Here is a 13,858-nt window from a genome sequence, read left to right on the forward strand (position 1 = left end):
ACATACACATGCTCAATCTTCGCAACATCAACCGCGCCGTCGTCATCGGCGGTGGAACCGCAGGCTGGTTCGCGGCCCTGACCTTGCGCCGCATGTTCGCGCCGCAGGTCGAGATCCGGGTGATCGAGTCGCCCGACATAGGCATCGTCGGCGTGGGAGAAGGCGGGCTGCTCAACCTCATCGACGCGCTGCGCCGCAACGGCATCGACGTCAACGAATTCGTGCGCGAGACCGGCGCGGCCTTCAAGCTGGGCTTCTCCTACGAAGGCTGGCGCACCGGAGCCGAGGACGACCGCTACTACCATCTCTTCGGCCGGCCCGGCCTGCAGGAAACCGACTGGATGGAGGGCGGCTTCCGTCCGCTGTTCTCCGGCATGGTGCGCGAGGGCGTCGAGCTTCACCGCTACATCCCCGGCTTTGCCGCGATCGCGTCGAATGCATCGCAGCAGGAGGCGGCGGCGATGCTGCAGCTCGGAGCAAGGTCGGGCCTGTCGGCGTCCTTCCATTTCGACAGCCACAAGCTGGCGGACTACCTGCGCCGCGTGGCCGTCTCGCGCGGCGTGGTGCACCAGCAAGCCCGTGTCGAGGAGCTGATGTGCGACGCGCAGGACATGGCGCGCGGCGTGCGCATCGATGACGGCGAAATCATCGACCTTGACCTGCTCATCGACGCCTCGGGGCTGGCACGTCTGGGCATCGGCCAGAAGCTCGGCATTCGCTGGCGCTCGTTCTCCGAGCACCTGCTGCTCGACCGCGCCGTGCCGTTTCACATGCCGCATCCGCAGCAGAATCCGTCGCTGGTCACGCGCGCCATCGCAATGCCGGCCGGCTGGATGTGGCAGATCCCGTTGGTCGAGCGCGTCGGCGCCGGCTATGTCTTCAGCAGCGCGCACACCGACGAGGCGCAGGTCATCGACGAGATCCATCGCCGCATCGGCCCGGATGTCGAGCCGATGCGCACTCTGCGCTTCGAGCCCGGCCACTTCGAGCAGGTGTGGGTCGGCAACGTCATGGCGATCGGGCTGGCCTCGGGTTTCGTGGAGCCGCTGGAGGCGACTTCCATCGGTCAGATGCTGGAGCAGCTGCGCAACTTCGAGCGCATCGTCACCGCCGGCGATGGCGTGGTGTCGGGCCACCTGATCGACGGCTTCAACGAAGCCAATGCGCGGTGCTGGTCGGGCATTCGCGACTTCCTGCGCATGCACTACGACTGCCCGCGGCGCGACACAGCCTTCTGGCGCGACGTGGCGGCCCTGCCGTTGCCGCCCGGCTATGCCGAACTCAAGCAGTGCTTCCAGCAGCGCACGCCGCGGCTCATCGACGTACAGAACTACGCCATCCACGGATGGCAGGGCATCTTCCACGTCGTCAACTGGCTGTTCGTGGCAGCGCCGTTGGGCGTGGTGCCACCCGAGGCCGCCGCTGCCGAACTGGCGAGCCTTCCGGCCGCCAGCCGCCAGCGCGTGGCCATCTACATGAACCGGCTGCGCGAGCCTGGCGCGGCCGACAGCGTTTCCAAAGAGGACCGACCCGAGTGAAACCAGGCATTACCACCTTCTGCGCGGCCTCCACGGCTGCATGGCTGGCCCTCGCCAGCATGCCGGCCGCCGCGCAGATCATCTCCGGCGGATTGACGGTAGCGCGGCGGCTCGCACCGAGTGCGCTGGCCCGGGACATGGGCGTGCGCCCCGGCCCCGAGCTGCCCTCGGCGCCCGAGACCACGACGCCGCTGGAGCTGACCGATGCGGTGCGCCAGGCGGTGGCGCGCCATCCGTCCATCTCCGACTCCATCGCCGCGCTGGCGCAGCAGTCGGGCGGCGTCGACGTGGCGCGGGCCGGCTACTACCCGACGGTGCGCGTGGGCATGGGCGGGGGCGCCAACAACGGTTCGTCCGGCGCTGGCCGGGGGCGCGGCGCCGGCACACTGGCCACGGCCTCCGTATCGCAGATGCTTTACGACTTCGGCAAGGTCGACGGCGCAGTCAACCAGTCGGAGGCACAAGTGCGGCGCCAGCAGGCCGCGATCCTCAAGCAGATCGATACCGTCGCGCAGCAGGCGGCCGAGGCCGTAGTCATGACGCACCGCTACCAGTCGCTCGTCGCGATTGCGCAGGAGCAGGTCAATGCCGTCGAGAAGGTTCTGGAGACGGCACGGCTGCGCGCCGGCGCGGGCATCAGCACCAAGGCCGACCCGATCCAGGCCGAGTCGCGCGTCGACAGCGCGCGTGCCAATCTGCTGCAGGTCAAGTCACAGCTCGCGCAGTGGAGGGAGCGTCTGGGCACGCTGCTGGGCAAGTCGGTACCGCCGGCCGTGGCTCCGCTGCCGGAACGGCTGGCCAGCGAGTTGCGCATCGACCAGCTACCCGACGCCAGCCTCATGCCCGATGTGTTGACTGCAGAGGCAGAGCGGCGCGTGGCCTCGGCCCAGGTCGAAGTTGCCAGGGCCCAGCGCTACCCCACCATCAGCCTCGACGTTTCCGCCAACAAGGCCATGGGCGGCGTGAACCCCAGCACGCTGGAGCGCAACGGCATGTACCACTCGGTCATGCTCAATCTTTCGAGCGTGCTCTACCAGGGCGGCGCGCTCGACGCCCAGGAGCGCGCAGCAGTCGCCGCCGAAGAGGCCGCGCGCATGCGCGTCGAAACCGCCCGCCTGAACGCGGGCGACCTGGCGCGCAATTTCCGGGAACAGGTCATCGGCGCGCAGGAGCGCCTGGGCGTGCTCGCAGATAGGCGCCGAAGCATCGGCGAGGCGCGCGACCTCTATCGCGAGCAATACAAGCTCGGCTCCCGCTCCATCCTCGACCTGCTCAATGCCGAGCAGGAGATCCATCAGGCCGCCGCTGAACAGGAGGGCGTGCTGCACGACCTCTGGGCCAGCCGCATCGGCTACATCGGCGCAACCGGCCAGGGCCGCACTTACTACGGCCTCAACAACACCACTGTTCAAGGAATGGAACTGCTTCCATGAGTCTGCCCCCGCAGTACACGAGCTGGCTCGACGCCATGCTCTTCGTCGCCCGCCACTACGGCATTGGCGCTTCGGAAGAGAGCGTGCGCGTCTCGCTCGCCTGGGAGCGCGGCGCGCCGTTCGACACGTTGCTCGATCACATGGCGCGGCAGCTTGGACTGGCGCTGCGGCTGGACGCGTTCTCCAACGCGCAGATCGACCCGTGGCGGCTGCCGCTGGTGGTGGAGTTCGACAACGGCGAGATCGGCGTCGTGCGCACCGCTGACGGCCGAGGAAAACTCGGCGTACTGCTCGGCGGCGACCACGGGCTGGAGACGGCGCTGCCCATCGACGAGCTGCGCCAGCGTGCGAAGCGCGTCGCCATCCTGCGGCCCAACACCGCCGTGCCCGACGCGCGTGTGGACGACTACGTCAAGCCCTACAAGCCCAACTGGTTCTGGACCATCGCCCTGCGCGACTGGCGCCGCTACGGCGACATCATCCTGGCCTCGGTCTTTGCCAACGTGCTGGCACTGGCCTCGACGATCTTCTCGATGCAGATCTACGACCGCGTGGTGCCCGCGCAGTCGGAGTCGACGCTGTGGGTGCTGTTCGGCGGCGTCATGCTCGCCGTGGTCTTCGAATTCTTGCTGCGTATATCGCGCACGCACATTTCCGACGTGATCGGCAAGCGTGCCGACCTCAAGGTGTCGGACCTGGTCTTCGGCCATGCCTTGAGGGTGCGCACCGACGCACGCTCGAAGTCCACCGGCTCCTTCATCGCGCAGGTGCGCGAAGTGGAGCAAGTGCGCGAACTGCTCACCTCCACCACCATCGGCGCGGTGGCCGACCTGCCGTTCTTTTTTCTCTTCCTGGTTGTGCTGTGGATGGTCGCTGGCCCGCTCGCGCTGGTTGCGCTGGCGGCGGTGCCGTTGCTGGTGATTCCGGGACTGCTGATCCAGAAGCCACTCGCGCGGCTGGCCAGCGAAGGCATGCGCGAATCGGCGCTGCGCAATGCGCTGCTGGTCGAGGCCGTCGAGGGCATCGAGGACATCAAGCTCATGCGCGCCGAGCCGCGCTTCCAGAACCAGTGGAACCATGCCAACGAGGTCTCTGCCGGCGTCAGCATGCGACAGCGCTTTCTCACGGGCCTGCTCATGACCTGGACGCAGGAGGTGCAGACCATCGTCTACGCGGTGATGCTGCTCGCGGGCTGCTTCCTTGTGATGAGGGGCGACATGACGACCGGTGCGCTGGTCGGCTCGTCGATTCTGGCGTCGCGCATGATCGCGCCGCTGGCGCAGCTGTCGGGTGTGTTCGCGCGCTGGCAGCAGGCCAAGGTGGCGCGCGCCGGACTCGACCAGCTCATGCAGCGCCCGGTCGACCAGCCCGAGAGCGCGCGGCTGGTGCATGTGCCAGCGCTGCAGGGCCGCTACAACGTCACGGGCGTCGAGTTTCGCTACGGCAAGGACGACAAGAGCTCGGCGTTCTCATGCGCGCAGCTGCAGATCCAGGCCGGTGAGAAGGTCGCTCTGCTGGGCCGCATGGGCGCGGGCAAGTCCACGCTGCTGCAGCTGCTGGCCGGCCTGCAGGCACCGCAGCGCGGCAACGTGGCGCTCGATTCGCTCGACCTCGCACTGATCGACCCGGCCGACCTGCGCCGCGACCTGGGGCTGCTCACGCAGAACGCGCGGCTTTTCTACGGCACCGTCCGCGAGAACGTCACCATGGGCATGCCGCTGGCGACCGATGCGCAGGTACTGGAGGCCATCACGATGGCGGGCGCCTTGCCCTTCGTGCATTCGCGTTCCGAGGGGCTGGACGACCTGATCCACGAAGGCGGACTCGGACTCTCGGGCGGTCAGCGGCAGGCGCTGCTGCTCGCGCGCACGCTGATACGCCAGCCTTCCGTCTTGCTGCTGGACGAGCCGACCGCGCACTTCGACGAAGTCACCGAACGCCAGGTGATCGAGTCGGTGGGCGCCTGGCTGGGGTCGCGCACGCTGGTGGTGGCAACGCACCGCATGCCGGTGCTGCATTGGGTGGACCGCATCATCGTGATCGACAGCGGCCGCATCGTGATGGACGGGCCGAGGGACCGGATTATTGGAGAGCTTTCGCATGGCAACAACACCTGAGACAACCCGCCCACGAGGCGCCAGCAGTGTGGCGGTGGTGGCCGGTGCCGCGGCCGGGGTTGCCGACCCGCAGGGCGCAAAGGGAACACAGGTCGGGCAGGGCAAGCAGGGAGCACAGCTTCCGCGCCCGAAGACGCCTCCCGTAGTGAGCTATTCGCCGGCCGAGCCGCCGCTGCCGCGCGCCTCGCTGGTCGTGTGGATCGTCGGGACGGCGCTGGTCGCGCTGCTGGCCTGGGCGTGGTCTTTCAAGCTCGACGAGGTGTCCACCGGCACGGGCAAGGTGGTGCCCTCGTCGAAGGAGCAGATGATCCAGTCGCTCGAAGGCGGCATCCTGGTGGACCTGAAGGTGCGCGAGGGCGACATCGTCGATGCGGGGCAGGTGCTCGCGCAGCTCGACAGGACCAAGACCGAGTCGACCGTGCAGGAAAGCGCCTCGCGCGTGCGTGCCGCGCTTGCCATGTCGGCGCGCCTGGCGGCCGAGGTGGGTGGCACGTCGCTGGCGTTTCCGCCCGAGGTGCAGTCGGACGCCGACCTCGTGCGCACCGAAACCGCGCTCTACCAGTCGCGCCGCGAGCAGCTGTCGAGCAGCCTCGCTGGCGTGACGCAGGCGCTGGTGCTGATGCGCCGCGAACTCGCGCTGACAGAGCCGCTGGTGTCGCGCGGCGCTGCGAGCGACGTGGAAGTGCTGCGCCTCAAGCGCCAGATCAACGAGGCCGAGACCAAAGCCGCGGACATCAAGAGCCAGTACTCCGTGAAGGCACGCGAAGAGCTCGCGAAGGCGAATGCGGAAATCGAGGCGCAGCGCTCGGTGACGCGCGGGCGCTCCGACTCGCTCACTCGGCTGACCTTCGCTTCGCCGGTGCGCGGCATTGTGAAGGACATCGCCGTGACCACCGTGGGCGGCGTGCTGCCCCCGGGCGGCAAGCTCATGGAGATCGTGCCGCTGGACGAAAAGCTGCTGGTCGAGGCGCGCATCTCGCCGCGCGACGTGGCCTTCATCCACCCGGGGCAGGACGCAACGGTGAAGGTGACGGCCTACGACTACGCCATCTTCGGCGGCCTGCCGGGCAAGGTGACGACCATTTCGCCCGACACCATCCAGGACGACGTGAAGCGCGACGTGTATTACTACCGCGTGTACATCCGCACCGACGCGGACCACCTGAACAACAGCAGCGGGCAGAGCTTCCCGATCGTGCCCGGGATGATCGCCACGGTAGACATCCACACCGGCAGCAAGTCAGTGCTCGACTACCTGGTCAAGCCGCTGAACAAGGCGCGCGAAGCCTTGCGCGAGCGCTGAGGAGCAGCGTGTGAAGAGAAGACAACCGGTGATTCCGGGCCGCAGGCCCGCGCTCACGCAGCAGGCGCTGAATGCGCTGGGCGAGCAGTTCCGCGCCGCCTTCGCGCGGGGCGACTACGCGCAGGCGCACAAGTTCGCAATGCAGGCCTGGCAGGCCACGCACAGCCCGCAGCCGCTGGCCGACGTTGCGCTGTGCCTGATGCGGCTCGACCAGCCGCAGCAGGCCTACCGCCTCTACTGCCGCGTCGCCAGCGAGTTGAAGACCGCGAACACCTACGACGGACTGGCGGAAGCGGCGGGGCAGTTGGGCAAGCGGGACGAGGCGGGCGAGTTCGGCTCGGTGTCGCTGTGGCTCAAGCTGCAGGAGGCTGCGACGGAAGTAGTCGCTGCCACGGTCGATTCGCCCGTGCCGCGGTGCTTCGACGAAAGAAGCCGCCATCGCAACGTCATCGCGTTCAGTCTGTTCGGCAGCGATCCGCGCTACTGCGAGATGGCGCTGCTCAACGTGCGGGCCGCGCACGAGTTCTTTCCGGCGTGGGTCTGCCGCTTCTACGTCGATGCCTCGGTGCCGGAGGCGGTGTGCGAGCGGCTGGTGCATGCGGGCGCGTCGGTGGTCGACGTGCGTTCAGTCGGCGGCGAAGACCTGCCGGGCACCATGTGGCGTTTTCTCGCGCTCGACGATCGCGATATCGACCGCGTGCAGTTCCGCGATGCCGACTCGCTGCTGTCCACGCGCGACCAGGCTGCCGTGCGCGCGTGGTGCGCGTCGGACCGCTGGTTCCACGTCATGCGCGACTACCACTCGCACACCGAGCTGATACTCGCCGGCATGTGGGGTGCGTGCCAGGGCGTCTTCTCAGACATCGCGGGCGACATGCGCGCGTACCTGAAGAGCCGGCCGTTCTCTGCGCGCTATGCCGACCAGCACTTCCTGCGGCATCGCGTCTGGAAGGTCGCCGAGCGCAGCATGCTCGCTCATGACGAATGGTTCGACCTGCCCGGCAACCAGCCCTTTCCGCCCCATGTGCCCATGACTGTTGACGCGCGCTATGCCCACGTGGGCGCCAACATCGGCGCGCCCTCGATGCAGGTGGTGCATGAAGCGCCCGACGGCACGCAGGTGCGCTGGACCCTGTACGACGCGAGGGGCCAGGCTGTCTGCAGCTACGACGCCGTCGTTTGCGACAACAGCTACGGCGCCAGCATTCCCGCGCCCTACGCCGCGGAGATCGCGGCCGGGCGCTGGACGGTCGTCACGCGCTGACCCCGCGCGCTGATCCTTCAGCGCACCAGCAGTTTCATCATCCGTTCGAAGGTCTTGCCATAGGGCGGCTTGAACAGGCCCAGGCCGTTCAGCGCTGATTGGTGAAAGATCGGCTTCATCTTCGAGAACGTCTCGAAGCCGTGTTCGCCGTGGTACGCGCCCATGCCGCTGGCGCCTACACCCCCGAAGGGCAGGTTGTCTTGCGCGACGTGCAGCAGGGTCTCGTTGATTGAAACGCCACCAGTCACTGTGTTTTCCATCACGCGGTCGATGGTCGCGCGGTTCTTCTCGAACAAGTAGAGAGCGAGCGGGCGAGGGTGCGCGTTGACGTACGCAATGGCTTCGTCGATGCCCTTGTAGGTCAGCACTGGCAGCAGCGGGCCGAAGATTTCCTCCTGCATCACGCGCATGCCGTCGTTCACGCCGGTCAGCAGCACGGGCGGGAAGCGGCGCGTTGCAGGGTCAGGTGCGGTGTCGGACAAGGGCAGGGCAGAGGCGCCTTGCTCCTGCGCCAGGGCCGACAGCTCCTGCAGCCGCGCGAAGTGGCGCGGGCTCACGATGCTCGTGTAGTCGGTGTTGGTGGCCAGCGCCGGGTACATCGAGGCGAACACGCGCCGGGCGCTGTCGGCAAAGCGCTGCTGCTGGCCTTCGGGCACCAGCACGTAGTCGGGCGCGATGCAGGTCTGGCCCGCGTTGAGTGTCTTGCCGACCAGGATGCGTTCGACGGCCTTGTCGAAGTTGGCATCGGGCCCGATGATCGCCGGCGACTTGCCGCCCAGTTCAAGCGTCACCGGCGTGAGGTGCTCGCTCGCGGCGCGCATCACGTGGTGGCCGACGGCGGTCGAGCCGGTGAACAGCAAATGATCGAAGGGTAGGCTGGAGAAGGCGCGCGCGGTCTCGGCGTCGCCGTTGACGATGGCGATCTCGTCTTCCGCAAACTGCTTTCGCACCAGCGCGGCGAACAGCTCGGCGAAGCGCGGCGTGAACTCCGACTGCTTCACCATCACGCGGTTGCCAGCCGCCAGCGCCGCGGTCATTGGCCCCACCGCCAGGTACAGCGGGTAGTTCCACGGCACCACGATGCCCACCACGCCCAGCGGCTGCGGCATGATCCGCGACGATGCGGGCTTGAACCACAGGCCGGTGGAGCGGCGGCGCACGCGCATCCATGCCTTGCCGTGCGCGAGTGCGTGCTGGAGGCCCTCGATGCTGGGGAACACTTCGGCAAGCTCGGTTTCTTGTGCGGCCCGGTGATGGAAGTCGGTGCTGATGGCGGCGGCGATTTCCTGGCGGTTGTCTTTCACCAGCGCACGCAGGCGCTTCAGACGGTCGGCGCGCTCGCTCCATGGCGGCGTCTGTGCGCGCAGGCTCGCGGCGCGCATCGTGTCGAAGGTCTGTCGCATGTCGTCGTGTGTCATGGTTTGTTGCGAAGGCCTCAGCCCGCTTGTTGATACACCGGCCAGCGATCCTGCACTTTGCCGCCACGCACCCCGCAACCGCCGCCGTCAGAAGGGCTCGACGGGCAGCGCGCGCTTGTGGGCGCTCTTGCGATGCGTCGCAAGAATGATCTGGCGGGCCGCGGCCGACACCGGCTTGCCTTCGAGGAAGTCGTCGATCTGCTCGTAGGTGACGCCGAAGGCGTCTTCGTCGGGCTTGCCCGGCACCAGTGATTCGAGGTCGGCGGTCGGCACCTTGTAGACCAGCGCGTCGGGCGCGCCCAGCAGCTGTGCCACCGCGCGCACGCGGCGCTTGTTGAGGCCCGTGAGCGGCGTGATGTCGGCCGCGCCGTCGCCGAACTTGGTGAAGAAGCCCATCAGCGCCTCGGCCGCGTGGTCGGTGCCGATGACGATGCCGTCGTGCGCGCCGGCCACCGCGAACTGCGCAATCATGCGCTGGCGTGCCTTGATGTTGCCGAGCACGAAATCTTCGTGCGCCGCGTCGCGGAAGGTGAGGTCGCCGGCCTTCAGTGCGGCGAGCATGCCGTCGGCGGCGGGGCGGATGTCGACGGTGATGGTGCGGTCGGGCTTCATCACCGCGAGCGAGGCCTGCGCTTCGGCTTCGTCCTTCTGCACGCCGTAGGGCAGGCGCATCGCGATGAAGGTGGCGTCGTAGCCCGTGGCGCGCAGCCGCTCGACGGCGCGCTGCGCGAGGCAGCCGGCGGTCAGCGAATCGACGCCGCCGCTGATGCCCAGCACCAGCGTCTTCAGGCCGGTGCGCTTCAGGTAGCTGGCGAGAAAGTCGGTGCGGCGTTCCAGCTCGTGGGCGGCATCGAAGACGGGCGCGACATGCAGCGCCGCGATGATCTCGCGCTGCATATCGTCGAGGGGGGACAGGTCGACGGGGGACAGGTCTGCACTCATGGTGTGGAACGACGTGTGAAGTGAATCAGAAATCGACGAGGCTGAGGCCAATGCTCAGCACCGTGCGCTTGCGGTTGTAGTCCACCAGCGTGTCGCCATAGCCCGAGAACAGCTGCGTGTGGAAGCGCAGGTTGCTCTTGGTCGGGTCGCCGATGGCCTTGAGCCATTCGAGGCGCACCGAGCCGCGGCCGCTGTCGCGCAGGTTGTTGCGCACGGTCACGGCGAGCTGGTTGTCGCGGTTGAGGTTCCAGCGGCCGGTGATTTCGGCGCGGCCGTAGTAGTCGGCGATGTCGGGGTTGTCGTCCTTGGCGGCGCTCTCGGAAATGCGCTTCCAGATGCGGCCGGTGATGGTGAAGCGGTCGTCGAGCTCGGCGCCGCCCATCAGGTACACGCGGTTCCAGCTGCGCGACAGCGGCAGGGTCTGGCCGTTCGACTGGTGCACGATGCCCAGGCCCGAATAGCGCCAGCGCCAGCCGCCCGGCAGCTTGAAGTCGGTCGGGTAGACGTACATCAGCTCGGGTTCGTGGTCGGTGGTGCGGAAGGGCCGCGAGATGGCGCCGTTGAACAGCTGCCAGGTCGACTGCTGGCTGTAGGCGAACCACAGCGAGTCTTTCTTGGTCGGGTCGTCCTGCGTGAGCATGCCCTGCGCGAGCTTGGTGCGCACCGACAGGCCGATGCGCATCTCGTTGGCCTGGTAGGCGACCGGGTCGGCGGTGTGGCCGGCCGAGGGCGAGGTCGGCGTCTCGGGCTTCTTGGTGGCGGCCGAGACCGACACGTTGAGCGGGCGGTAGCCGCGGAAGCCGAAGGTGCCGCAGTCGGTAGCGTTCTCAAGTTCCCAGAAGCGCGAGAGCGCCGAGTACTGGCGGTCGCGGCAGCCTTCGGTGGTGGCGACCGAGACGATGCGCGTGGCCGGGATCGATGAGTCCACCGGCGGCTGCGTGGTCGCCAGCACGGGCGGCGCCACGGGCACCGACACCGATGGCAGCGTCTGCTGCTGCGCCCAGCGGTCGAAGCAGGCCAGGCGCGCTTCGTTGCTGGCGCCGAGCGCGGCGCACTGCTGCCAGGTGAGCTGGGAGTCGGCCAGCGGGCTCGCCGGCTTGTCCACGGCCTGCGCATGCACCGCGGCGCCGCCTCCCAGGCAGGCGGCCACGGCCGCGAGCGTGCGGAGGTTGAAACGAGGTTGTCGTCGTGTCGTCGTCATTGCTTTCCTTCCTGGGCAACCGTCTTGCTGAGCACGAAGGGATGCGTGCTTTCGTCCGCGGCGTTGCGCCACGTGCCCCTGAATTCGCGCCCGCAGGAGCCGGTTTGCAGCTTGCCCGACCACACGCCGCTGATGGCGCGGCCGTCCTGCGATTCGTCGATGGAGAGCGCGCCTTCGTCGTCCACGTCGCCCGCGAGCTGCGCGACCGTGGCCTTCGCCGGGTTGGCGCCGTTGCGCGTGATGGTGCCGCGCACGCCGTCGTAGTCGGGGTGCTTGCCGAGCTGTACGGCGGCCACGGCCGGCAGGTTGTCGAAGCGCGCTTCCCAGCGGCCGTAGAGCGATTGCACCGGCAGGTCGCGCGCGTCGGCGGGGCAGTCGGCGCTGCCCCGGGTGGAGGCGCAGCCCGACAGGGCGAGGAGGGCGCCAGCCAGCAGCGCGGCAGTGGCGGTCGTCCTCATGGCGCTGCTGCGGCTGCTGCCGCCTTCGCCGCGCTGTCTTGCGCCTTGCGCGCGAACTCGGCGCGCAGCGCCTTGAGCTTTTCGCGCGGGTCTTCCTTGATGGTCTCTTTGTCGAGGCCCATCTCGGCGATGAAGCGGCTGGGTATGCAGGGCACCATTTCGCGGCCCTGCTTGCGCTTCTTGGTCCAGCTCACGGCCAGGCTGCGTTGCGCGCGCGTGATGCCCACGTACATCAGGCGGCGCTCTTCCTGCAGCCGCTGCAGCGTGTCTTCGCTCACCTTCTGCTGGCGGCCGTTGTCGTCGTCGAGCTTGAAGGGCAGCAGGCCCTCGCTCACGCCGATCAGCATCACGTGCGGCCATTCGAGGCCCTTGGAGGCGTGCAGCGTCGAGAGCGTGACCACGTCCTGGTCTTGTTCGCGCTCGCTGATGGTCGACAGCAGCGAGATGGTCTGCGCCACTTCGAGCAGGCTCTTGCGTTCGGTCTCGATGTTGTCGTTGGCGCCCGAGGCGTCGTCGAGCGTGCCGCCGGCGCGCTGCGACATCCAGTCGACAAACTCGAGCACGTTGGTCCAGCGCGAGGCCGCGGCGGCTTCGCTGTCTTCGCCGTCGTAGAGGTGCTTCTCGTAGTCGATCTCCTTCAGCCAGTCGAGCATGAAGGTGCGCGAGTCTTCCGCGCCCATGGTGCGGCGCGCCCGGTATTCCAGGTCGTTGATGTAGCGGCCGAACTCGTGGATGCCTTCGAGCGTGCGCTTGGGCATCACGCTCGGCAGAGAGGGGCTGAACAACGCCTCGAACAGGCTCAGCTTGTACTGGCTCGCGAAGGTGCCCAGGCTCGCGAGCGTGGTGTGGCCGATGCCGCGCTTGGGCGTGGTGATGGCACGCAGGAATGCCGGGTCGTCGTCGTTGTTGACCCACAGGCGGAACCAGCCGCAAAGGTCCTTGATTTCGGCGCGGTCGAAGAAGCTCTGGCCGCCCGAGACCTTGTACGGAATCTGCGCCTTGCGCAGCGCCTGCTCGAACACGCGCGCCTGGTGGTTGGCGCGGTAAAGAATGGCGAAGTCGCGGAACTCCTTGTGCTGCTTGCCCTGCGTGATGGCGTCGCCCGCGCGGATGCTCACGATGCGCGCCACGGCGCGCTCGGCCTCATGCACTTCGCTGTCGGCATCGACGATGCGCACCGGCTCGCCTTCGCCGAGCTCGGAGAACAGCGTTTTCGGAAACAGCTTGGGGTTGGGTCCGATCACGTTGTTGGCCGCGCGCAGGATGGCGCTGGTGGAGCGGTAGTTCTGCTCCAGCTTGATGACCTTGAGCTTGGGGTAGTCGACCGGCAGCTTGCGCAGGTTGTCGAGCGTGGCGCCGCGCCAGCCGTAGATGGACTGGTCGTCGTCGCCCACCGCGGTGAAGTGGCCGCGCTCGCCGGCCAGGGCCTTGAGCACTTCGTACTGGGTGGCGTTGGTGTCCTGGTATTCGTCCACCAGGATGTGGCCGAGCGCGGCCTGCCACTTGGCGCGCACCTCGGGAAATTCGTAGAGCAGCTTCAGCGGCATGCCGATCAGGTCGTCGAAGTCCACGCTCTGGTAGGCCGCCAGGCGCTCTTCGTAGCGGCCCATGATCTTCGCGGTGATGCGCTCGTTGTCGTCCGCGGCCTGGGCCTCGGCCTGCGCGGCGTTCAGGCCCATGTTCTTCCACTTGCTGATGGTCCACTGCCAGATGCGGGCGGTGGCCGCGTCGGTGGTGCCGCCGGCGTCTTTCAGGATCTTGGTGACGTCGTCGCTGTCGAGGATGCTGAAGGCCTTCTTCAGGCCGAGCACGGCGCCGTCCTCGCGCATCATGCGCACGCCCAGCGCGTGGAAGGTGCAGACCACGACCTTGCGTGCGTCCTTGCCGATCAGGTCCTTTGCGCGCTCGCGCATTTCTGCAGCTGCCTTGTTGGTGAAGGTGATGGCCGCGATGCGCTGGGGCGCGATGCCCGACTGGATGAGGCGGCCGATCTTGTGAGTGATCACCCGCGTCTTGCCCGAGCCCGCACCGGCAAGCACCAGGCAGGGACCGTACATGTAGTTGACAGCTTCGAGCTGCGCGGGATTGAGACCGTGAGACATTGGAGAAAAAGAGAACCGGAAAAAGGCCGTGAAGAACGCCGTGGGGAACGGCAGGCGCAAAGCGGGCAATGATACGGGGCCG

10 protein-coding genes are annotated in these 13,858 nt (G+C 67.8%); 5 read left to right on the plus strand and 5 right to left on the minus strand.

What is annotated here, in order from left to right:
* Window positions 1-8: 8 nt before the first annotated feature.
* Genes ACSFCA_RS31290 through ACSFCA_RS31310 form a run of 5 tightly spaced genes read left to right on the plus strand, consistent with a single transcriptional unit; the run spans window position 9 to window position 7,655 of the window.
* A complete protein-coding gene (locus ACSFCA_RS31290; RefSeq protein ID WP_435462223.1) occupies window positions 9-1,538 on the plus strand; it encodes a tryptophan halogenase family protein in 1,530 nt (509 codons plus the stop codon).
* On the plus strand, window positions 1,535-2,971 hold the full coding sequence (locus tag ACSFCA_RS31295) for a TolC family outer membrane protein (protein WP_435462224.1): 1,437 nt from the start codon (window positions 1,535-1,537) through the stop codon (window positions 2,969-2,971). Before ACSFCA_RS31290 ends, ACSFCA_RS31295 begins: the two co-directional genes overlap by 4 nt.
* Entirely contained in the window at window positions 2,968-5,088 is a 2,121-nt protein-coding gene (locus ACSFCA_RS31300) for a type I secretion system permease/ATPase (protein ID WP_435462225.1), read from the plus strand. Before ACSFCA_RS31295 ends, ACSFCA_RS31300 begins: the two co-directional genes overlap by 4 nt.
* The gene (locus ACSFCA_RS31305; protein WP_435462226.1) at window positions 5,072-6,391 is read left to right on the plus strand and encodes an HlyD family type I secretion periplasmic adaptor subunit; all 1,320 of its coding nucleotides are present in this window, start codon (window positions 5,072-5,074) and stop codon (window positions 6,389-6,391) included. Before ACSFCA_RS31300 ends, ACSFCA_RS31305 begins: the two co-directional genes overlap by 17 nt.
* 10 nt (window positions 6,392-6,401) lie before the next feature.
* Window positions 6,402-7,655, plus strand: coding sequence for a tetratricopeptide repeat protein (locus ACSFCA_RS31310; protein WP_435462227.1), 1,254 nt, complete (start codon window positions 6,402-6,404; stop codon window positions 7,653-7,655).
* Window positions 7,656-7,672: 17 nt separating this feature from the next.
* Here ACSFCA_RS31310 and ACSFCA_RS31315 read toward each other — a convergent pair whose 3' ends face one another.
* The 5 genes from ACSFCA_RS31315 to ACSFCA_RS31335 form a co-directional block, all read right to left on the minus strand.
* The gene (locus tag ACSFCA_RS31315; protein ID WP_435462228.1) at window positions 7,673-9,073 is read right to left on the minus strand and encodes a coniferyl aldehyde dehydrogenase; all 1,401 of its coding nucleotides are present in this window, start codon (window positions 9,071-9,073) and stop codon (window positions 7,673-7,675) included.
* Window positions 9,074-9,160: 87 nt separating this feature from the next.
* Window positions 9,161-10,015: an ammonia-dependent NAD(+) synthetase gene (gene nadE, locus ACSFCA_RS31320; RefSeq protein ID WP_435462229.1), complete on the minus strand. Its 855-nt coding sequence runs from the start codon at window positions 10,013-10,015 to the stop codon at window positions 9,161-9,163.
* Window positions 10,016-10,040: 25 nt separating this feature from the next.
* The gene (locus tag ACSFCA_RS31325) at window positions 10,041-11,216 is read right to left on the minus strand and encodes a phospholipase A (protein ID WP_435462230.1); all 1,176 of its coding nucleotides are present in this window, start codon (window positions 11,214-11,216) and stop codon (window positions 10,041-10,043) included.
* On the minus strand, window positions 11,213-11,674 hold the full coding sequence (locus ACSFCA_RS31330; RefSeq protein ID WP_435462231.1) for a hypothetical protein: 462 nt from the start codon (window positions 11,672-11,674) through the stop codon (window positions 11,213-11,215). Before ACSFCA_RS31330 ends, ACSFCA_RS31325 begins: the two co-directional genes overlap by 4 nt.
* The gene (locus ACSFCA_RS31335) at window positions 11,671-13,776 is read right to left on the minus strand and encodes an ATP-dependent helicase (RefSeq protein WP_093057218.1); all 2,106 of its coding nucleotides are present in this window, start codon (window positions 13,774-13,776) and stop codon (window positions 11,671-11,673) included. The genes ACSFCA_RS31330 and ACSFCA_RS31335 overlap by 4 nt, the downstream gene beginning before the upstream one ends.
* Window positions 13,777-13,858: the final 82 nt, after the last annotated feature.

It is taken from the genome of Variovorax multivorans, from assembly GCF_051216835.1.
GTDB lineage: Bacteria > Pseudomonadota > Gammaproteobacteria > Burkholderiales > Burkholderiaceae_C > Variovorax.

Coding starts and splice junctions, on each gene's coding strand:
- ACSFCA_RS31290 (WP_435462223.1), top strand. CDS start 9: ATGCTCAATCTTCGCAACATCAACCGCGCCGTCGTCATCGGCGGTGGA.
- ACSFCA_RS31300 (WP_435462225.1), top strand. CDS start 2,968: ATGAGTCTGCCCCCGCAGTACACGAGCTGGCTCGACGCCATGCTCTTC.
- ACSFCA_RS31305 (WP_435462226.1), top strand. CDS start 5,072: ATGGCAACAACACCTGAGACAACCCGCCCACGAGGCGCCAGCAGTGTG.
- ACSFCA_RS31315 (WP_435462228.1), bottom strand. CDS start 9,073: ATGACACACGACGACATGCGACAGACCTTCGACACGATGCGCGCCGCG.
- nadE (WP_435462229.1), bottom strand. CDS start 10,015: ATGAGTGCAGACCTGTCCCCCGTCGACCTGTCCCCCCTCGACGATATG.
- ACSFCA_RS31325 (WP_435462230.1), bottom strand. CDS start 11,216: ATGACGACGACACGACGACAACCTCGTTTCAACCTCCGCACGCTCGCG.
- ACSFCA_RS31330 (WP_435462231.1), bottom strand. CDS start 11,674: ATGAGGACGACCGCCACTGCCGCGCTGCTGGCTGGCGCCCTCCTCGCC.
- ACSFCA_RS31335 (WP_093057218.1), bottom strand. CDS start 13,776: ATGTCTCACGGTCTCAATCCCGCGCAGCTCGAAGCTGTCAACTACATG.